This window comes from Leifsonia sp. Y878, from assembly GCF_057669685.1.
This window is the reverse complement of the sequence record NZ_JBYHFS010000001.1, coordinates 282,900-303,436: the sequence shown is the minus strand read 5'-3', so window position 1 is coordinate 303,436 and position 20,537 is coordinate 282,900. Positions and strand designations below refer to the sequence as shown.

Sequence of the window (20,537 nt, the reverse complement as noted above, 5' to 3'; positions counted from 1 at the left end):
ACATGGCAGACTCCACCAACACCGCTAGCTCCACAGAAGCTACCCCAGGCCCAGACTCGGCCGCCACCGCTCGCCCGAACGCGAACCGGTCGACCACTCCGAGTTCGGACACGTTCCAGAACTACATCTCCAGCGGCTGGGCGGAGCGAGAGGACACGCTTCCTCCCGCCCGCGAGCAGGCGCCATTTGCCGCAGCGCGACGCGCGCGCCTCTCAGCTTTGTATCTGGGCCAGCGCCTGATCATCCCTGCCGGCCACTTGAAGCAGCGCTCGAACGACTGCGACTACGCGTTCCGCGCGCACTCCGCGTTCTCGCACCTCACCGGCTGGGGCAGCGACTCAGAGCCCGGCGCCATGCTCGTACTCGAGCCGACGGCGACCGGACACGACGCCACCCTGTACTTCAGGGAGCGCGCCGGCCGCGAGTCCAACGAGTTCTACGCCAACCCCACCATCGGTGAGTTCTGGATCGGCTCGCGCCCGTCGCTGGCGCAGGTCTCCAGCGACCTCGGCCTCACGGTACGCGGCATCGCCGACTTCGACCTGGTGCTCGCCGCTGTCGACAGCTCAACGCTTGTGGTGCGGGAGGCCGACCCGGAGCTGACGGCGCTCGTCGATGATGCCCGCATCCGCTTCGCCGCAGAGAAGGCACTCAGCAACAACGCAAGCGACGCCCCGTTCAGCCTCGAGGTCAACTCTGAGCACGAGCCTGACGCCCAGTTCGCCCGCGACCTCTCAGAGCTGCGCCTGGTGAAGGACAGCTACGAGATCGAGCAGATGCGCCTGGCCGTCAACGCCACAGCGCTCGGCTTCGAAGACGTCATCCGCGACTTCCCGCGCTCGAGCAGCCACCCACGCGGTGAGCGTCTGGTCGAGGGCGTGTTCAACACACGCGCACGCCTCGACGGCAACACCGTCGGGTATGACACGATCGCGGCATCCGGCCCGCACGCCTGCATCCTGCACTGGACCACCAACGACGGCCCCGTCGTGCCAGGCGACGTCATTTTGGTCGATGCCGGCGTCGAGGTCGACAGCTACTACACGGCAGACATCACCCGCACCCTGCCCGTCGACGGCACGTTCACCGACGTGCAACGCCGCATCTACGACGCAGTGCACGAGGCAGCGGATGCGGCATTCGCCGTTGTGCGCCCCGGCGTCATCTTCCGTGAGGTGCACGCCGCCGCCATGGAGGTCATCGCCCGCAAGACCGCCGAGTGGGGCATCCTGCCCGTCTCTGCTGAGGAAGCACTGCAGCCGGAGAACGGCCAGCACCGCCGCTACATGGTGCACGGCACCAGCCACCACCTCGGCCTCGACGTGCACGACTGCGCCCAGGCTCGCCGTGACATGTACATGGACGGCGTGATGGAGGCCGGCATGGTCTTCACCATCGAACCGGGACTGTACTTCCAGCCGGACGACCTGACCGTGCCAGAGGAATTCCGTGGCATCGGCGTACGGATCGAGGATGACATCCTCGTCACAGCGGATGGCGCTGAGAACCTGTCGATCGGCATCCCCCGGTCATCGACCGACGTTGAGGCCTGGATCGCCCGCCTGAGCTAGCTGCCCTGCAGCACCCAGCACGGAACACCCAGCACACGAAAGCGCACTTTGTGTCGCTTACCGAAAGGTAGAGCGACGTAAAGTGCGCTTTCGCGTTAACGGGTGGTGCACTCGGATGATGAGCTTGGGTGGTTAGACCTGTGGGCGAGTGCCGTCGGCGTCAGGAGAGTCGATCGGTGGGGTTGCTGCGGGCGGAATTGCTGCGGGCGGCGTCGCATCCGTTGGAGTGTCGGCAGGCGGGGTGGTCGGCGGCGCCACCGGCGGCACGAAGGCGCGCGGCGGGTCTGACGGGTGCGGAGCGGGTGCCTCGGTCTGCGCGGCCTCCGCTGCGGTGGCCTGCCCGGCCAGCAGGTTGCGGGCACGATTCGCAAGGCCCGATTCCGCGATGACCTGGTAGTTGGCGGCAATGACCTGCATCGTCGACGTGAAATCGCGGCGGCGACGGTTGACCGCATAGCTGACGACACCGAAGAGCATTCCGAAACCGGCACCGATCAGTACGGCGGCGAGCACGAACGGCAGCCCGGCGCCGTCGGGCGAGAAGATGAAGAACAGCAATCCGAAGAACACACCGAGCCAGGCACCGGATGCCGCGCCAGCAAGGGCGACACGGCCCCAGGTGAGCTTGCCGGTCACGCGTTCGACGCTCTTGAGGTCATTGCCGACGATGGACAGCTGGCGCACGGGAAAGTCCGCTTTCGCCAACGTGTCGACCGCAGCCTGCGCCTCAACGTAGGTTTCGTAGGTCGCGACGACGTCTCCCTTGGGCAGTGTCGGGAAGAGACCTTGACCGCGGCCACCAAACGTCCTCTGATTACTCATGGCTCCATTCTTCCACGGGGTCAGGAAAACACAGGCGAGTGGCATAGGTTTGTACCTGTGAGTGCCTCCAGAGTCTTCGTCGCCCGTTTGGCCGGGTGTACCGTTTTCGACCCCGCGGGTGACCGCGTCGGCAAGGTGCGAGACGTACTGGTCGTCTATCGAAAAAGTGACCCGCCCACCGTTGTCGGCCTGATCGTCGAAATTCCGGGAAAGCGCCGCGTGTTCGTGCCCATCGGGCGCGTCACCAGCATCGGCAGCGGCCAGATCATCACCACAGGACTCATCAACGTGCGCCGGTTCGAACAGCGCGGCGGCGAAGTGCGCGTGATCGCAGAAATGCTCGGGCGCAAGGTCGTCTTCAACGACGGCTCAGGCGAGGCCACCGTCGAAGACGTTGCCATCGAGGAGACCGATCAGGGCGAGTGGGCTATCAGCCAGCTCTTCGTGCGTCGTCCAAAGACCAGCCCGTCACCGTTCGCCAAGGGCGCGACGGTGTTCACGAGCTGGAGCGATGTGCGTGAGAAGACCACGGTCGGCGAGGCCCAGTCCGCCGAGCAGCTCATCGCCACCTACTCAGACCTGAAGCCGGCCGACCTCGCGAACACACTGCTCGACCTGCCAAAGGAGCGGATGTTCGAGGTTGCCGGTGAGCTTCCTGACGACCGTCTCGCCGATGTGCTTGAGGAAATGCCCGAAAGCGAGCAGGTCGGCATCCTCACCCAACTGGGCGACGCCCGTGCCGCTGACGTGCTCGACCACATGCAGCCAGACGACGCCGCCGACCTCATTGCGCAACTTCCAGAGGAGCGTGGCGAACAGCTGCTCGACCTCATGGAGCCGGAGGAAGCAGACGACGTCCGCTTCCTGCTGACGTATGCCCCTGACACCGCCGGTGGACTCATGACCACAGAGCCCATCATCGTGTCGGCAGACGCGACGGTGGCAGAGGGCCTCGCCCTCATCCGTCGTCACGACCTGGCCCCTGCCCTCGGCGCTGCCATCTGCGTCACGCTTCCCCCGTATGAACCGCCGACCGGTCGTTTTCTCGGCATGGTGCATTTCCAGCGGATGCTGCGCTACCCACCCCACGAGCGCCTCGGCACGCTGCTCGACGCCGGCCTCGACCCGGTGACCGCAGACACGTCTGCCGCAGAGGTCTCCCGCATTCTTGCAAGCTACGACCTGGTCTCCGTGCCCGTCGTCGATGAAAACCGCCGACTCGTCGGGGTGGTGACCATTGATGATGTTCTCGATTACCTGTTACCCGACGACTGGCGAAGTCAGGACGGCAACGACGACGTGCGAAGGCGCGCGGCAGCCAGAACCCAGCTGACAACAGGCAGTATCCCGCTTCCGGGCGGATCGACTCCCGCAGACCCCGCACAGGGCGGGCGGATGCTACGAGGAAGGAGGAGCACCAATGGCACGAGCTAGCAAGACCGATATTCGTCTCGACGCACCGAAAGGCCTGCGGACGACTCCCCTCGTTGGGCGCGGTCGTACCGGCAGCGACCGGTTTGGGCGCTTCACCGAATCCATCGCCCGCGGCATGGGCACGCCATGGTTCCTCGCCGGTCTCACCCTGTTCACCATCGCGTGGATCCTCTGGAACACCCTCGGCCCTGAGCACCTGCGCTTCGACTCCGCAGCGCTCGGCTTCATCGCGCTGACGCTGGTTCTCTCCCTGCAGGCGTCGTATGCGGCACCCATGATCCTGTTGGCGCAGAACCGGCAGGACGACCGCGACCGCGTGCAGATCGAGCAGGACCGCCAGCGTGCGGAGCGCAACCTGGCCGACACGGAGTACCTGGCCCGTGAGGTCGTCGCGCTGCGCCTGGCGATCAAGGACATGGCATCAAAGGACTTCATCCGCGCTGAGCTGCGTACGCTGGTCGAGCAGTTGGAGTCGCACGACAACGACGAGCTGCCAGGCAAGGACCAGGCAGAACGTGACAGTTCCAAAGGACGCAACCATGCCGGCGCTGAGTGATGCCTCGTCGACGGTTGAACGGGTCACGGCTGCGCTGACGCGCGTGACCGACCCGGAGATCCGGAAACCCATCACCGAGCTCGACATGGTGTCGTCCGTGCAGGTCGATGATGCCGGGCTGGTGACCGTCGGCATCCGCTTGACCATTGCCGGCTGCCCTGCAGCCGATCGCATCGAGCGCGACGTGCTGGCGGCCGCTGAGTCTGTTGCCGGCACCGGCAACGCGGTGGTGGAGGTCGCCATCATGACCCGCGAGCAGCGCCAGGCCCTCACCGAGAAGCTGCGGGGTGGCAAGGCCGCGCGCGGCGTGCAGTTCGGCCCTGATTCGCTGACGCGCGTCTATGCCATCACGAGCGGCAAGGGCGGCGTCGGCAAGTCGACGGTCACGGCCAACCTTGCTGTCGCGCTCGCACGCAGGGGCCTGAAAGTCGGCATCGTCGACGCGGATGTGCACGGCTTCTCGATCCCCGGCCTGCTCGGCCTCGACGGGGTGAAGCCCACCCAGGTGGGCGACATGATCCTGCCGCCGGTCGCACACGACGTGAAAGTCATCTCCATTGGCATGTTCGTCGACGACGCGTCTGTGGCTGTGGCGTGGCGAGGGCCCATGCTGCACCGCACCATCCAGCAATTCTTGACGGATGTCTATTTCGGCGATCTCGATGTCCTCCTTCTCGACCTGCCGCCCGGCACCGGCGACGTGGCGATCTCCGTTGGGCAGCTGCTGCCGCATGCTGAGGTCATCGTCGTGACGACCCCGCAGCCCGCCGCAGCCGACGTCGCAGAGCGCAGCGGCGTCGTCGCCAGGCAGACCGGCCAGAAGCTCTACGGGGTCATCGAGAACATGGCTGGCCTGCCCCAGCCGGATGGCAGCATCCTCGACCTGTTCGGTTCAGGGGGCGGCGCAGACGTCGCTCTCCGCCTGAGCCAGGGACAGGACACTCCCGTTCCCCTGCTGGCCCAGGTGCCGCTGAGCGTCGCGCTGCGAAGCGGCGGTGACGATGGGGTTCCCGTTGTGCTGGCCGACCCTGCAGACCCCGCCAGCGTCGCCATCAGCTCTGTGGCCGACATCCTGGCCACCAGGGCACGCGGCCTCTCCGGCCTGAGCTTGTCGGTCACCCGGCGGTAGTGGGATCGGCGCCGCGATGAACGAGCATGGGGGAATCGTTGGTCGGGGAACGCGCGCTCGTGCCGTTACCGGCGCGCTCCTGCTCTGCCTCACAGTCACGGCGTGCGTCAGTCCGACCCCTGCGGTTGATGGGGCAACGGATGCCGCGCTGCCGGCAGGGGTCAGCGTACGAATTTTCCAGGGCAGGTTCGACTACGCCACCCGCACGCTCCAGGTGAGCGTCTCCAACAACGGGGAAGCCGACTTCGACCTGCGGGATGCAACGTTCGCCTCCCCGCTGTTCGCGGGGCCCGCCAGCTACTCGGACGACCTCGTGCTCTCCCCCGGCATGAGGCGGAATCTGCCCGTCGCCCTGGCGGCGCCGGTCTGCACTGGTTCGGCCGAAACAGCTCCGGCCGAAACAGCGCCGGCCGAGCCCACGGATGCCGGTGGAGGCACGCACACGACAGACAGCGCCAGCACGGCGGACAGCGCGACCGTGACACTGACCTGGCGAGAGCCGGGCGGAGACGATGTGCAGGCATCCGTCACGCCGCTCGACGATACGGGAGCGATTGCCCGGATCTCTGCTGACGATTGCCTGAACGCGGCGGTGAGCGCGGTGGCCAGCGCGGTGGCGAGCGACCAGCTGCGGGTGGAGGGCGACGGACCAGAGTCGGTGGCGTTGGTCGATATCGTGCTCACCCCGACCGGCTCCACCGGAACGATCGAGGTGAACTCGGTCGGGGGCACGGTCTTGCTCGCCGGACCGACGGGTGAGGGCTGGCCGGTGGGCGCATCCGTTTCCGCCTCGTCTGTGCCGCTCACGATCTCGCTCGACCTGCGGCCGACACGGTGCGACCCGCACGCCGTCGCTGAGGACAAGCGAGGCACCGTGTTCCCCGTCGATGTGTCGGTGACGGGCGGAGAACTCGGTCAGCGTGCCGGCCAGATCGATGTGGCTGTGCCAGACACTGTGCGCAGCGAGATCTACGACTGGATCGCCGACTACTGCGCCTACTGATGTAGAGGCAGCTGCATAGGCTGCTGCATCCGCTCACCGCATATGAGCTTCAACTGGGGCGTCTGACCTAGACTGGCGACCATGGCAGCTTCCCCGCTCGATCACACGCTCATCGCCGCGCTTGATCGCGAAATCACCTCAACCACCGGACTCACCGTGCCCGTCATCGCTCCGTTCAGCGGGCAGGTACTGCATGAGCTTCCCACCAGCAGCACCGCCGATGTGCAGAGCGCATACGGCCGCGCGCGCCTCGCCCAGCTGGCGTGGGCCAGGGCAGGGTTCGCTCACCGTCGCGCTGTTCTGCTGCGTGCTCATGACCTCATCATCGAGCGCAAGGAATTGTTGCTTGACCTCGTGCAGTCTGAGACGGGCAAGACCCGTGGGCAGGCGTTCGAGGAGGTCTTCCAGTCAACGAGTGTCACCCGCTACAACGCGCTCTCGGCCCGTGACGTGCTGAAAGGTGGGCGCCGACAATCCGCCCTCCCGTTCATCGTGACGACCAGGGTGCGATACAGCCCGAAGGGCGTCGCCGGGATCATCACCCCGTGGAACTATCCGCTGAGCCTCGCTGCAATGGATGTCGTCCCTGCCCTCGCGGCTGGCTGTGGCGTCGTGCAGAAGGCCGACAACCAGGGTGCCCTCAGCATCCTGGCGCTCCGGAGCGCCTACATCGAGGCCGGGGTGCCCGCCGAGCTGTGGGCCGTCGTCACCGGTGAGGGATCCGAAATCGGCAGCGCCGTCACTGCGCAGGCCGACTACATCTGCTTCACAGGGTCGACGGCGACCGGCAAGCGCGTGGCTGTGCAGGCCGCCGAGAACTTGACGGGTGTCTCTCTCGAACTCGGCGGCAAGAATCCGCTGATCGTGCTGGACGACGTCGACGTGAAGAAGGCCGCGAAGGATGCCGCCTATGCGTGCTTCTCCTCGCTCGGGCAGCTGTGCGTGTCGATCGAGCGGATCTACGTGCAGCGATCGGTTTCGGCCGCATTCATCGCCGAATTCAGCACTGTCGTGTCGTCGCTGAAGCTTGGTCGTTCCTTCGACTACGCGACCGATGTGGGCTCATTGACCACACAGACCCAGCTCGACAACGTCACCGCGCACGTCGACGATGCCGTGTCCAAGGGAGCGACCGTCCTGGCCGGCGGCCGCGCCAGACCTGATGTCGGACCGTTCTTCTTCGAACCGACGGTGTTGACGGATGTCACGCCGGAGATGGACTGCTTCGCCAACGAGACGTTCGGTCCTGTCGTGTCGATCGCCATCGTCGATTCAGACCAGGAAGCCATCATCGCCGCCAACAACAGTGCATACGGCCTCAACGCGTCAGTCATGTCGGGCTCCACTCGGCGAGCAATGCAGGTGGCCAGCGCGATCGAGGCCGGGAGCGTCAACATCAACGAGGGCTACCGTGGCTCGTTCGGCACGGTCGATGCGCCGATGGGCGGCGTGAAGGGTTCGGGCCTCGGGCGCCGAAACGGCCACGAGGGTCTGCTTCGATTCGTCAATCCGGTCACGATCTCGCGGGCAACCGGGTTGGTACAGCTTCCCCGCACCGGGCAGGAGTTCGGGCAGCTGGCGGCACCGATGTTGCTGATGTCTGGCATCCTGAAGGCAATCCGCCGCCGCTAGATGACTGCGGTGCCAGGGGGCTCAGCGTTAGGTGGCTTCTGAGTCGAACGGGGTCGGCTCGGTGGCCGTCAGCGCGCTCTCGCGCGCACGCTTCCGCTGCAGGTAGGCCCCGTTCTGATTCGGCGCCCGAGAAATCGTGGCAGCAGCAGCCGATGCGGGGGTGCCGCTGACCGCAGGGTCGTCATCGGCCAGGGCTTCGCGGATGATCCGGCGCGGGTCATACTGACGCGGGTCGAGCTTTTTCCAGTCGACATCGTCGAACTCCGGACCCATCTCGTCGCGCATGCGGTCTTTGGCCCCGTTGGCCATGTCACGAAGCTGACGAACAAGCTGCCCGAACTTGGCCGCGTAGTGCGGAAGTTTTTCCGGTCCGAGCAGGAAGACAGCAATGATCCCTATCAAAAGGACCTTCTCCATAGTCAACCCGAACATCACATCAGGATAACCTGCGGCGAGGCCTCCCCGTGCCAGCACCCAGCCGGCCGTAAGGTAGTCCTAATCATCTACTGGAGCGCACTGTGTCTGACAAAGAACTGAACTGGAAATTCTCCGACGATTTCGTCGTCGAGACCGATGCCATTGCCCGGGCACGGCAGCAGTCCCTTGAGCTCGGCATCGACGCCATCGCGCCGGCCGTCGGTGCGCAGACCGCTGTCATCGCCGCCGCGTCCAATGCGCAGAGCATCCTCGAGGTCGGCACCGGCGCCGGCGTATCAGGCATGTGGCTGCTCACGGGTGCGCCTGGCGCGACCCTCACGTCAATCGACACCGAGATCGACCACCAGCAGCACGCCAGGGTCAGCTTCGCTGAAGCCGGCATCATGGCCAATCGCATCCGCTTGATCACGGGCAAGGCCGGCGACGTCTTGCCACGGATGAATGAGAACTCCTACGACATCGTCTTCATCGATGCCGACCCGCAGTCCGTCATCGAGTACGTGGAACACGGCCTGCGCCTCACCCGGCCAGGCGGAACCCTGCTCGTGGCGCACGCCCTGTGGCGTGGCCGCGTCGCAGACCCAACGCAGCGCGATGAGGTTGCCACCGGCTTCCGCACGCTCCTCACGGAGATCGCCCCCTCTGGCGCCGTCGTGAGCGCCCTCTCCCCCGTTGGAGACGGCCTGCTCCAGATGACCAAGCGGGCGTAGCGCGCCGCACTCGGCTTCACAGACGTGATCGAGGGTGCCGCCAGGCCTGTCGCGAAAACCGGAAACATTGCCGCAGAGAGCGCGATCTGTCCTGTATTCGGTGACAGTTGCTCGATTCATCCTGTATTCGCTACACGGTGGCCCGCTGCGCGACATACGTGGCCTTCTGCGCGACATCCATTGTCGCCTCGAACCAGCGGAGACGGGTTAAATAGCAATCGACTGTGCAGCAGAAGCTGCACAGCCGATTGATAAAGCTATTACGCGGGGTTCACGACCCCGGCGAGCGCATCGTGAAGCTCAAGAGCCTCAGCGTCGTTCACAGAGACGACGAGTCGCCCACCCCCCTCGAGCGGTACACGCACGATGATGAGGCGCCCCTCCTTTACAGCCTCCATTGGCCCGTCTCCGGTCCGTGGCTTCATGGCCGCCATGAACTCCCCTTCCATTCGAGTGTTCTTCCATTATCGACCATTTTTCGCCTAGACAATAATCACGGCGGTGTCCAATCGGCGCCATCGACTCCCCAGCAGATCAATAACCAGACCCACTGGCCCCCAATGGAGGCTATGACGAGGAATACCCGGTAGATCGTATTTCGGGGCTGTGCGACCGCCCCGAGCAACGGAAACATTGGCATGAGCAGCCTGAACGTGCTCGACTGCGGGAAGAACACCGCGAGCAGGTAGAGCGCGTAGCTCAACACCCAGAAGCGCAGGTCGACGCCGAGGCGGCGAACGGCCGGCAGAAACATTGTTACGGCGAACAGCGCGATCACGACAATCACGATGATGATGCCCTGGGGCATTCCGAACCACCAGACACCGCTCTGGAACCATGCCGTGAATGGAATGAGTTCCTGATACCCGATGTAGGCCGAACGCCAGGCGAGCTCCGTATCGGTATAGGCGCTCATCGAACCGGTCACCGCCCATGCGGCCAGGAGCCACGCCAGGCCCATCAGCCCGCTGAAGACTGCAACGGATACCGCCAGCACCCGTTCCCGCACCGGGAACGGATCGCGCTGCCTGGTGAACCACCGGTGCACCACGTGCAGCCCGAGCGCCAGCGCAAAGGCAAGCCCGCTCGGCCGAGTGAGGGCCATCACCGTGATCACCGGGAACAGCAGGGCATAGTGACGCTCAACCAGCAGGAGGAGCGCGAGGGTCAGGAAGAACAGGTTCATCGACTCCGCGTAGCCGAACTGCAGGATCGGCGACAGCGGAGCCACGCAGAACAGCACCACGGAGAAGAGCGCGGTGGATGCTGGCAGGAACTTCACCATCAACCGGTAGAAGACGAGCGCGGTGCCGAGGCTGAACGCCACGGAGACGAAGACAGCGACCGGCGCCCACGGCAGACCGCTCAGCATCATGAGCAGCCGGACGACCACCGGGTATCCAGGCATGAACGCCCAGGCATTCTCGGCGACCTCGCCCTCTGGGGTGAGCGGCAGTTGCGACGGGTATCCGCCGACGGCAACGATGTTGTACCAGCGGCCGTCCCACATGTTCGCGAAATCTGCATAGCCGGGCTGGGCGCCCGTCCACGCGTTGGCCCCCTGCACACTGGCCAGGATCAGCACCAGCGTCGTGGTGACCACCCTGGACAGCGCCCAGACGACCAGTACCCGCGCCCACCACGGCGTCAGTCGATAGCGGACGCGCCACGAGACGGGAAGCCAGTGCGTCGTGCGCGTGGCTCGCGTCGTCGGCACTGCGGGCGTGAGGGACGTCATGCCGGTCACATGGTGGCGCTGAGCCACGACCTCAAGCCGTTCTCGCACTCGACGATCTGGGTGAGTGCCACCCGCTCATCGTCAGCGTGGGCCTTCAGGGGGTCGCCTGGCCCGTAGTTCACGGCCGGCACGCCAAGCGCGGAGAAGCGCGCGACATCCGTCCAGCCGTACTTGGGGCGTGGCTCAGCACCAACGGCGGCCAGGAATTGCTGCGCCAGCGGGGCATCAAGGCCAGGGCGAGCGCCCGCAGCGCTGTCGATGACCGTGATGTCGTAGCCGGGGAAGACCTCGTCGAGGTGCGCGATGGCCTCCTCAACGCTGCGACTCGGGGCGAACCGGTAATTTACGTGGACCATGCACTCGTCTGGGATGACGTTGCCGGCAATGCCACCCGTGATCCCGACAGCGTTGAGTCCCTCGCGATAGACCAGGCCTTCCACCTCGACCTCGCGCGCCTCGTATGCGGCCAGCGTCGCCAGGATGGGCGCTGCCTTGTGGATGGCGTTCTCCCCCACCCAGCTGCGCGCGGAGTGCGCCCTGCGCCCAAATGTGCGGATCTCGGCGCGCAGCGTGCCGTTGCAGCCGCCTTCGACCTGGCTGTTGCTCGGTTCGCCGAGGATCGCGAAGTCGCCGGCGAACAGGTCAGGGCGGTTACGAGCCAGTCGCCCGAGCCCGTTGAGGTCTGACGAGACCTCCTCGTTGTCGTACCACATCCAGGTGATGTCAACGGCTGGATCGACCAGCTCGGCTGCCAGCTTCAGCTGCACAGCGACGCCGGCCTTCATGTCGACGGTGCCGCGTCCCCAGAGGTAGTCGACGCCGTCAATCGTCTCGAAGCGGGTCGGGAGGTTGTTGTTGAGGGGAACCGTGTCGATGTGACCGGCGATGACCACGCGCTCCGCACGTCCCAGGTTGGTCCTGGCCACGATCGTGTCTCCGTCGCGGATGATCTCGAGGTGGGGGTACGCGGCGAGCGCGGCGACGATGGCATCCGCCAGCGCTGTCTCGTTTCCAGACACCGACTCCATGTCGCAGATGATCCGGGTCAGCTCAACTGACCCGAGAGTCAGGTCAAGGGAAGCGGACTGCGGGCTGCCCGCGTTGAGATCGGCGGGCGCTGTGACGGAGGACTCGGCATTATCGGGCACCCTACTAATCTAGATGCATGGCAACCACCCCCGACTCCGAGATCACCGCTCCCGCCGAATCACACTCCACGGCCTGGGGGTACGGACTTGCCACCATTGCCGGCGACGGCACCGTCCTCGACACCTGGTACCCGGCCCCGCGCCTCGGCGCACTGCCGGAGGACCGCGAGCGGTGGATCGTCCCAGCCGAACTCGAAGAGATGGCCGGGGAGGATGCCAGGCGCAACGTGCGGCTTGACGCCATCACCACGGTCATCGACCTGGATGCCGCCCCCAGCAACACCCCGGATGCCTACCTGCGCCTGCACCTGCTGTCGCACCTGCTCGTGCGCCCGAACACACTCAACCTCGACGGCATCTTCGCGCACCTCCCCTCTGTGGTCTGGACTAACGCCGGCCCCGTGCTGCCCGCCGACTTCGACGGCCTGCGCCCCCTGCTGCAGCGCGCCGGAATCCAGGCATCAGGCATCGACAAGTTCCCGCCACTCCTCAACTACGTCACGCCAGACCGCGTGCGCATCGCGGACGCCTCCCGCGTTCGCCTCGGCGCACACCTGGCCCCTGGTACAACGGTGATGCACGAGGGCTTCGTCAACTTCAACGCCGGCACCCTCGGCGCCTCCATGGTGGAAGGGCGCATCTCACAGGGCGTCGTGGTCGGCAACGGCTCAGACATCGGCGGCGGCGCATCCATCATGGGCACGCTCTCCGGCGGCGGAACGCAGCGCATCTCGATCGGTGAGCGCGCACTCCTCGGCGCCAACTCCGGCATCGGCATCTCCATCGGCGACGACACCGTCGTGGAGGCCGGGCTCTACGTCACGGCCGGCACCAAGGTTGTCGTGCTCGACGAGACGCGCACCGCTGACGGCGCCCGCCGCACGGTGAAGGCCGTCGAGCTCTCCGGCGTTCCGAATCTCCTCTTCCGCCGCAACTCCCTCACGGGAGCGGTCGAGGTACTGCCGAGAAGCGGCACGGGTGTCGTCTTGAACGACGCCCTGCACGCCTAAGGTTTACGCTCCAACACATTCCCGCTTTGCAGCACCACCCGCAGTAGCATCGCACCAGCACCGCACACGCACGGCACGAGCACGAGCACCGCACAGCAATCACGAGGGAGTGACGTGGGAACCGACGCACCGCGCAGCAAGAGGCGCAGACGATACAAGCCTGCGCTGATCACCCTCGGCGTGGTGGTGGTACTCGCCATTGTTGCCGGCGGCGTCGGGGTCTGGACGGTCACCCGTTCCTTCCCACAGCTGAGCGGCGAGGTGCAGGTACCTGGATTGTCGGCCGATGTCACGGTCTACCGCGATGACGCCGGTATTCCCCAGATCGTGGCCACAACGCCGGCCGATCTCTTCATGGCAGAGGGCTACGTGCACGCGCAGGACCGCTTCTGGGAGATGGATTTCCGACGCCACGTCACCTCTGGCCGCCTGTCAGAGCTGTTCGGCGAGAGCCAGGTTGAAACGGATGCCTTCATCCGCACCCTGGGCTGGCGAGCGATCGCCGAGCAGGAGGTCGCCCTTCTCGATCCAGTGACGCTCGGCTACTACCAGGCATACGCCGATGGCGTGAATGAGTACCTCGATGAGCACTCAGGTGCGGACATCTCACTCGAGTACGCCGTGCTCGACCTGCAGAACCCCGGCTACACCCCCGAAAAGTGGACCCCAGCCGATTCGGTGGCCTGGCTGAAAGCCATGGCATGGGACCTCAGGTCGAACCTCGACGACGAGATCGATCGTTCGCTCTTGTCCACCGAACTGGCGGCGACCGATATCGGCGTTCTGCATCCGGCGTTCGACTTCGCGTCACAGCCGACAATCCTCGGTGGCCTGCCCGCCGTGATTCCGGCCGACGACGCAGAGACCGCGGCAGCGGACACGGCTGCCAGCACTGAGACGGCTGCCAGCACCGACACCGCTGCCAGCGCTGACACGGCCGGCACTGCCACAGTTGACGCCGCAGCATCCGCCGCGGACCTGGCGACCCCGCTGGACAGCCTGCGTGCCGCGCTGGCGAGCGTTCCAGAGCTGCTTGGACCTGCGGGCGGGGAGATCGGTTCGAACTCCTGGGTCGTCTCTGGCGCCCTCACCGACAGCGGTAAGCCGCTGCTGGCCAACGATCCGCACCTCGGCCCTGCGCTGCCCTCCGTCTGGTACCAGGTGGGCCTCCGCTGCGAGACCGTCAGCCCGGACTGCCCGTTCGACCTGGCCGGCTACAGCTTCTCCGGCATGCCTGGCATCATCATCGGCCACAATGCCACCGTCGCATGGGGCTTCACGAACCTGGGCCCCGACGTCGCCGACCTGTATGTCGAAAAGGTCACCGGAGACACCTACGAGTACGACGGCCAGCAGCTGCCGCTCACGGTGCGAAACGAGAAGATCACGGTCGCCGGCGGTGACCCTGTGAAGATCGAAATCAGGTCGACGGGGCACGGGCCGATCGTCAGCTCACTCGTCGGCACCGACTTCGCGAGCATCTCGACGGAGTATCCGGTGGCCGCAGATATGCCAGACCTCAGCGAAGAGGCGCCAGCCGGCACAGACACTGCAGCTGGCACAGGCACCGCGGCCGACACGGCTGCCGACGGCAGCGCTGAGACGGCAGCGGATGCGACGCCGCCCGCTGCATCGTATGAGCTGTCACTGCAGTGGGCGGCCCTCACCCCCGGCACGACGGCATCCGCTATCTTCGCCATGGCCCTTGCAACGGACTGGACGAGCTTCCGCGCCGCAGCCGAACTGTTCGAAGTACCGTCGCAGAACCTGATCTACGCCGACGTCGAGGGCAACATCGGCTACCAGGCTCCTGGGAGCATCCCCATCCGCACGCGTGGCGATGGCACGCTCCCCGTGCCCGGCTGGACCAGCGAATACGGCTGGAGTGGCACAATCCCCTTCGAGCAGCTTCCAACGCTCTACAACCCACCAAGCGGCTTCATCGTGACGGCGAACAATGCGGCGACGCCGGCCGACTACCCGGCGTTCCTCACCGCTGACTGGGATGCCGGCTACCGCGCCACGCAGATCACAAACCGGCTGCAGGAGTTCATCACTGCGGGGGTGCCGCTGACCGCTGCCGACATGAGCGACATCCAGTCAGACAATTTCAGTGCCATCGCGGCCGCCCTCGTGCCGCACCTGCAGGCCATCGACACCTCACGCGATGACGCCACCGCAGAGGCGCAAGCGTTGTTCGATGGCTGGGATTTCTCGGTCGACGACGATTCAGCAGCGGCTGCCTACTTCAATATCGTCTGGCGCGTATTGCTCGACGACATGTTCGGATCGTTGCCCGATGGCACCCAGCTCACCGGTGGTGACCGATCGTTCCAGGTGGTGATTCCGCTCCTCGAACAGCCCGATTCGCCCTGGTGGAAGAGCGATCGCACCGGCGTCACCGGCCGCGACGCTGTGTTGTCTGATGCGCTGGACGAAGCCGCCGCAGAAGCCGTCGACCTCCTGGGCTCGCGCGAGTCCACCTGGGAGTGGGGAAGCCTCCACACCCTGAGCCTCACCAACGGCAGTTTCGGGCAGTCGGGCATCGCGCCCATCGAGTGGCTCTTCAACCGCGGCCCATACGAGGTCGGGGGCGGGTCATCCGTCGTCAACGCCATGGCGTGGTCGGCAACGGAGGGGTATGAGGTCAACTGGGTACCGTCGATGCGCCAGGTGATCAGCCTGGCCGATTTCGACGAGTCGACGTGGATCAACCTCACCGGGGCATCAGGCCATGCCTACCACCCGAACTACACCGACCAGACGCCGCTGTGGCAGCACGGCAAGACCAGGGAGTGGCTCTTCAGCCTGGACGCCGTTGCGAAGGCGGCGACGAACACGCTGGTCCTCACGCCGTAAGACACGTCGGGCAGGCTTAACGCAGTTCAGGGAGGCCGGCTGGCCTCCCTGAACGATGTGGTTTCTATTGACGTGCCGCCTTAGCGGACGGGGTAGTCGCGCGCCCCTGAGCCGATGTACAGCTGCTGCGGGCGGCCGATCTTCGTCGCGGTGTCTTCGTTCATCTCGCGCCAGTGGCCGATCCAGCCCGGCAGGCGGCCGATCGCGAAGAGCACGGTGAACATGCGCGTCGGGAATCCCATGGCCTTGTAGATGACGCCGGTGTAGAAGTCGACGTTCGGGTAGAGCTTGCGTTCCTTGAAGTAGTCGTCGTTCAGCGCGTACTGCTCGAGCTCCATGGCGATGTCGAGCAGGTCATCCTGCACGCCGAGCGCGGCGAGTACCTCGTGGGCGCTCTCCTTGACAAGCTTCGCGCGCGGGTCGTAGTTCTTGTAGACCCGGTGTCCGAAGCCCATCAGCTTGACGCCGGCTTCCTTGTTCTTCACACGTTCGACGTACTTTGCAACGCCCTCACCGGAGTCCTTGATGTCCTGGAGCATCGAGAGTACTGCTTCGTTGGCGCCGCCGTGCAGCGGGCCGAACAGCGCGTTGATGCCGGCGGAGACAGAGGCGAACAGGTTGGCCTCCGTCGACCCGACGAGGCGAACGGTCGACGTCGACGCGTTCTGTTCGTGGTCTTCGTGCAGCATGAGCAGGCGCTCGAGCGCCTTGCTGACGACCGGGTTGACCTCGTAGGGCTCCGCGAGGGTGCCGAAGTTCAGCTTGAGGAAGTTGTCGACGAAACTCAGCGAGTTGTCTGGGTACAGGAAGGCCTGGCCGATGCTCTTCTTGTGCGCGTATGCAGCCATGACCGGAAGCTTGGCGAGCAAGCGAACCGTCGCGATCTCGACGTGCTCAGGGTTCTTCGGGTTCAGCGAGTCCTGGTAGTACGTCGACAGCGCAGACACGCCACTCGACAGCACCGACATGGGGTGCGCGTTGTGCGGCAGGGCGCTGAAGAAATGCTTGAGGTCTTCGTGCAGCAGCGTGTGGCGACGGATGCGGTGGTCGAAGTCGGACAGCTCGCTCTCGGTCGGCAGCTCACCGTAGATGAGCAGCCACGCGGTCTCGAGGTAGCTCGAGTTCTTCGCGATTTGCTCGATCGGGTAACCGCGGTAGCGCAGGATGCCTTCTTCACCATCGATGAAGGTAATCGCCGAGCGCGTGGCCGCGGTGTTCACGAAGCCGTAGTCGAGTGTGGTGAGACCTGTCTGGCGGGTCAGCGTCGAAATGTCGAGACTCGACGCCCCGTCAACACTCCGCAGGATGGGGAACTCTGCGGTTCCTCCCGGGTAGGTGAGTGTTGCCTTCTGCGGATCGTTGGACGGTGTTGCGACGTCGCTCACGGCGCCTCCTGAATCTTTAAGCTGGCTGCTTGTGCCTGGTATCGGTGGCGGACCGCCGCAGAACACTTCTGGTGCTGGGCAACGTCAACCTTCTACAGCCTAATCCGCTTGGTCGCCTACTGTTGCACCCGCTAACAGCGGGGCCGCATCGTTAGACGTTGTCTACAGAGGCGCGCAGCCTCTCTGCCGCGGCAGCAATCCGCTCATCCGTTGCTGTGAGCGAGAATCGCACGTGCTGGGGATAGTAGTCACCGTAAAACGGGCCAGGGCCAGCCAATATGCCGAGTTCCGCCAGCCGAGCGATCGACTCCCAGGCGTCGACCCCTGCCGTCGCCCACAGATAGAGGCCAGCCTCACTGTCATCGATGCGGAAGCCGGCGTCGATGAGCGCGGGGCGCAACACGTCCCTGCGGGCGCGGTAGCGCTCCTTCTGCTCTGCCACATGCACGTCGTCGCCGAGCGCCGTCACCATGGCGTGCTGGAGAGGCGCTGGGAGCATGAGGCCGGCGTGCTTGCGAACGGTCAACACACGCTGCAGCACCTGGCTGCAGCCGGCCGCGAAAGCAGCGCGGTAGCCGGCGAGGTTCGACTGCTTGCTCAGCGAGTAGATCGCCAGCACGTTGTGACGGCTGCCCTCGATCACGCGAGGATCGAGGATGCTCGGGATCGGCTCGCTGGCCCACTGGCCGTCCCAGCCGAGCTCTGCGTAGCACTCGTCGCTCACGATCACGGCGTCGAGTTCGCGGGCGCGCCTGACAGCCGCGCGCAGGTAGTCGACGGTGAGCACGCGACCATCGGGGTTGCCTGGGCTGTTCAACCAGATCAGGGCAGTGGATGCCGGCCACTCAGCAGGGTCGTCTGAGGCCAGGGCATCCGCCCCAGCGATTGCGGCACCGATCGCGTAGGTGGGATAGGCGGCCTTCGGGTGCACGATCGTGTCGCCCTGGCCGATGCCGAGCATGAACGGCAGCAGCGCCACGAGCTCCTTTGAGCCGATGGTCGGCAGCACGTTCTTCTCGGTGAGCCCCGTCACTCCCCTGCGGCGGGCGTACCAGTCGATAATCGCCTGCTGCAGCTGCGGGGTTCCCGCCGTCTGCGGGTAGGCGTGGGCATCCGTTGCCTCGGCAAGCGAGCGACGGATGAGCTCTGGCGTCGCGTCGACTGGGGACCCGATCGAGAGATCGACGATGCCGTCGGCGTGGGCGCGTGCGCGCGTGGCAAACGGAACCATCTGGTCCCACGGGTAGTCAGGAAGAGCGGCGAGCACGTCGTGCTTTAGTGCTGGACCTGGGGCGGCAGAACCGCGATGACCGGGTGGTCCTTCGGAATGACGCCAACTTTGGCGGCTCCACCCGGGGATCCAACGTCGTCGAAGAACTCGACGTTGGCCTTGTAGTAGTCGGCCCACTGCTCTGGCAGGTCATCTTCGTAGTAGATGGCCTCGACGGGGCAGACGGGTTCGCAGGCACCGCAGTCGACGCATTCGTCTGGGTGGATGTAGAGGGAACGCTCGCCCTCGTAGATGCAGTCAACCGGGCATTCGTCGATGCAGGCACGGTCTTTGACATCGACACAAGGAAGAGCGATGACGTACGTCACAGTGGTGTGGTTCCCTTCACGAGCTGGATAACCAGTCTAAGCCTTCTCTGAATGCGTGGCGGCCCTGTCGGCTCGCGGCGGCAGATTCGGCCAGGCCAGCGTGATGGCTGCAACCAGCGTCGGCACGATGGTCCATATCGTGCCTGGCACACCGGCGGGAACGAGCACCGAACCGCCCGCACTCTTGAGCGACAGAACGAAGATGGTGAGCAGCATCCCGAGGGCACACAGGCCGAGCAGGAGACGCCCCACCTGGATCAGGCGCAGCCCGATCAACAGCGCAGAGGCCCCAAGGACGGCCAGGATCAACCCGATCGGGAACGCCACGCCCGCAATCGACACCGTTGTCTGGTGCGCGATGGTGCCGAGGACGCCGTAGACGATGCCGACGAGGAGCACGATGGCAGCAGAGACCAGTCTGCTGGTGACCGTCGGCGGCTCAACGTCGAAAGTGCCTTGGTCGACCATCTGTGTTCCTCTGTTTCCTGACGCGCTGTTCCCTGGCGGGCTCGCGGTGGTGTGCCACCGCGGCGCGGCTCTTCCTAGGGAAAATCTTAGCTGGACACCCCGGGCATCACGGGCTAGAGTCGAATCCGCTTAGGATAGCCTTACCATTCTTCTTGTCGCCAAACCTGAAAGCTCCCGTGCTCGCAAATTACCTGATCGGCCTGCGTGAAGGTCTTGAAGCCGCACTCGTCGTAACGATTCTTATCGCGTACATCGTGAAGATCGACCGCCGAGACGTGTTGCCGCGCATCTGGGCAGGCATCGGGCTTGCGGTTTTGCTCGCCCTCGGCCTCGGGGCGCTTCTCACCTTCGGCACCTACGGTCTGACTTTTGAGGCGCAGGAGACGATCGGCGGGCTGCTGTCGATCATCGCCACGGGCCTGGTGACCTGGATGGTCTTCTGGATGCTGCGCACGGCTCGCGACCTCAAGGGTCACCTGCACGGCAGCATCGACAAGCACATCGTCGGGTCTGGGCTCGGACTCGTCCTGGTGGCGTTCCTCGCCGTTGGCCGCGAGGGCATCGAGACAGCACTCTTCATCTGGGCCGCCGTGCAGGCGACCGGCGAGACCACGCTCCCCCTCCTTGGCGCAGGCCTCGGCATCCTGACCGCCGTCGTACTCGGCTGGTTCGTCTACAAGGGCATGCTGCGCATCAACCTGTCCCGCTTCTTCACCTGGACCGGTGTCTTCCTCATCATCGTGGCCGCCGGTGTGCTCTCGTACGGCGTGCACGACCTGCAGGAAGCAGGCGTCCTTCCCGGCCTGAACAGCCTCGCCTTTGACGTGAGCGGCGCCATCCCGCCTGGCAGCTGGTACGGAACCCTGCTGAAGGGCACCGTCAACTTCTCACCGGCCACCACCTGGCTCGAACTGATCGTGTGGACGCTGTACCTGGTCCCCACCCTGACCATCTTCATCGTGAAGAGCCGCTCAGGCGGTCCCGTGCCGCGCCAGTCGGCCACGCCGGAACTGAGAGTTCCGGCATCCGTCTGAA

General features: G+C 65.4%; 19 protein-coding genes. 10 read left to right on the top strand and 9 right to left on the bottom strand.

All coding sequences use genetic code 11. The features are described 5' to 3' along the window. Positions 1-2: 2 nt before the first annotated feature. Entirely contained in the window at positions 3-1,571 is a 1,569-nt protein-coding gene (locus AC25Y4_RS01370; RefSeq protein WP_488118574.1) for an aminopeptidase P family protein, read from the top strand. Between the two features lie 132 nt (positions 1,572-1,703). Here AC25Y4_RS01370 and AC25Y4_RS01365 read toward each other — a convergent pair whose 3' ends face one another. After that, positions 1,704-2,393, bottom strand: a complete 690-nt coding sequence (locus AC25Y4_RS01365) for a YflT domain-containing protein (RefSeq protein WP_488118573.1) — start codon at positions 2,391-2,393, stop codon at positions 1,704-1,706. Positions 2,394-2,450: 57 nt separating this feature from the next. Between AC25Y4_RS01365 and AC25Y4_RS01360 the strand changes: the two genes are divergently transcribed. From AC25Y4_RS01360 to AC25Y4_RS01340, 5 genes are all read left to right on the top strand, one after another. Next, complete coding sequence (locus AC25Y4_RS01360) at positions 2,451-3,827, top strand: magnesium transporter MgtE N-terminal domain-containing protein (protein ID WP_488118572.1); 1,377 nt, start codon at positions 2,451-2,453, stop codon at positions 3,825-3,827. Further along, a complete protein-coding gene (locus AC25Y4_RS01355) occupies positions 3,814-4,383 on the top strand; it encodes a DUF1003 domain-containing protein (RefSeq protein ID WP_488118571.1) in 570 nt (189 codons plus the stop codon). Before AC25Y4_RS01360 ends, AC25Y4_RS01355 begins: the two co-directional genes overlap by 14 nt. Beyond that, entirely contained in the window at positions 4,367-5,512 is a 1,146-nt protein-coding gene (locus tag AC25Y4_RS01350; protein ID WP_488119507.1) for an Mrp/NBP35 family ATP-binding protein, read from the top strand. The genes AC25Y4_RS01355 and AC25Y4_RS01350 overlap by 17 nt, the downstream gene beginning before the upstream one ends. A gap of 16 nt (positions 5,513-5,528) precedes the next feature. Next, entirely contained in the window at positions 5,529-6,515 is a 987-nt protein-coding gene (locus AC25Y4_RS01345; protein WP_488118570.1) for a hypothetical protein, read from the top strand. An 81-nt stretch (positions 6,516-6,596) separates the two neighbouring features. Next, a complete protein-coding gene (locus AC25Y4_RS01340) occupies positions 6,597-8,147 on the top strand; it encodes a succinic semialdehyde dehydrogenase (protein WP_488118569.1) in 1,551 nt (516 codons plus the stop codon). 27 nt (positions 8,148-8,174) lie between these two features. Here AC25Y4_RS01340 and AC25Y4_RS01335 read toward each other — a convergent pair whose 3' ends face one another. Further along, positions 8,175-8,579 carry a twin-arginine translocase TatA/TatE family subunit gene (locus tag AC25Y4_RS01335; RefSeq protein WP_488118568.1) on the bottom strand — a complete coding sequence of 135 codons (405 nt, stop codon included), beginning with the start codon at positions 8,577-8,579 and terminating at the stop codon, positions 8,175-8,177. An 86-nt stretch (positions 8,580-8,665) separates the two neighbouring features. Between AC25Y4_RS01335 and AC25Y4_RS01330 the strand changes: the two genes are divergently transcribed. Continuing rightward, entirely contained in the window at positions 8,666-9,295 is a 630-nt protein-coding gene (locus AC25Y4_RS01330; RefSeq protein WP_488118567.1) for an O-methyltransferase, read from the top strand. Between the two features lie 260 nt (positions 9,296-9,555). On the opposite strand, the gene AC25Y4_RS01325 is transcribed toward AC25Y4_RS01330, so the two are convergent. Genes AC25Y4_RS01325 through dapE form a run of 3 tightly spaced genes read right to left on the bottom strand, consistent with a single transcriptional unit; the run spans position 9,556 to position 12,103 of the window. Next, entirely contained in the window at positions 9,556-9,729 is a 174-nt protein-coding gene (locus AC25Y4_RS01325) for a DUF3117 domain-containing protein (RefSeq protein WP_488119506.1), read from the bottom strand. 59 nt (positions 9,730-9,788) lie between these two features. After that, positions 9,789-11,033 carry a hypothetical protein gene (locus AC25Y4_RS01320; RefSeq protein WP_488118566.1) on the bottom strand — a complete coding sequence of 415 codons (1,245 nt, stop codon included), beginning with the start codon at positions 11,031-11,033 and terminating at the stop codon, positions 9,789-9,791. Between the two features lie 5 nt (positions 11,034-11,038). After that, positions 11,039-12,103 carry a succinyl-diaminopimelate desuccinylase gene (gene dapE / locus AC25Y4_RS01315; protein WP_488119505.1) on the bottom strand — a complete coding sequence of 355 codons (1,065 nt, stop codon included), beginning with the start codon at positions 12,101-12,103 and terminating at the stop codon, positions 11,039-11,041. 95 nt (positions 12,104-12,198) lie between these two features. On the opposite strand from dapE, the gene dapD reads away from it, so the two are divergent. Continuing rightward, positions 12,199-13,191 carry a 2,3,4,5-tetrahydropyridine-2,6-dicarboxylate N-succinyltransferase gene (gene dapD, locus AC25Y4_RS01310; RefSeq protein WP_488118565.1) on the top strand — a complete coding sequence of 331 codons (993 nt, stop codon included), beginning with the start codon at positions 12,199-12,201 and terminating at the stop codon, positions 13,189-13,191. 114 nt (positions 13,192-13,305) lie between these two features. After that, positions 13,306-16,050, top strand: a complete 2,745-nt coding sequence (locus AC25Y4_RS01305; protein ID WP_488118564.1) for a penicillin acylase family protein — start codon at positions 13,306-13,308, stop codon at positions 16,048-16,050. Between the two features lie 80 nt (positions 16,051-16,130). Here the strand turns inward: AC25Y4_RS01305 and AC25Y4_RS01300 are convergent, their stop codons facing one another. The 4 genes from AC25Y4_RS01300 to AC25Y4_RS01285 form a co-directional block, all read right to left on the bottom strand. Next, positions 16,131-17,435 carry a citrate synthase gene (locus AC25Y4_RS01300; RefSeq protein ID WP_488118563.1) on the bottom strand — a complete coding sequence of 435 codons (1,305 nt, stop codon included), beginning with the start codon at positions 17,433-17,435 and terminating at the stop codon, positions 16,131-16,133. A gap of 151 nt (positions 17,436-17,586) precedes the next feature. After that, on the bottom strand, positions 17,587-18,702 hold the full coding sequence (gene dapC, locus AC25Y4_RS01295) for a succinyldiaminopimelate transaminase (RefSeq protein ID WP_488118562.1): 1,116 nt from the start codon (positions 18,700-18,702) through the stop codon (positions 17,587-17,589). An 8-nt stretch (positions 18,703-18,710) separates the two neighbouring features. Further along, entirely contained in the window at positions 18,711-19,034 is a 324-nt protein-coding gene (gene fdxA, locus AC25Y4_RS01290) for a ferredoxin (RefSeq protein ID WP_488118561.1), read from the bottom strand. Positions 19,035-19,070: 36 nt separating this feature from the next. Further along, positions 19,071-19,502 carry a hypothetical protein gene (locus tag AC25Y4_RS01285; RefSeq protein ID WP_488118560.1) on the bottom strand — a complete coding sequence of 144 codons (432 nt, stop codon included), beginning with the start codon at positions 19,500-19,502 and terminating at the stop codon, positions 19,071-19,073. Positions 19,503-19,678: 176 nt separating this feature from the next. On the opposite strand from AC25Y4_RS01285, the gene efeU reads away from it, so the two are divergent. Continuing rightward, the gene (efeU, locus tag AC25Y4_RS01280; RefSeq protein WP_488119504.1) at positions 19,679-20,536 is read left to right on the top strand and encodes an iron uptake transporter permease EfeU; all 858 of its coding nucleotides are present in this window, start codon (positions 19,679-19,681) and stop codon (positions 20,534-20,536) included. The last annotated feature ends 1 nt before the right edge of the window (position 20,537 follow it).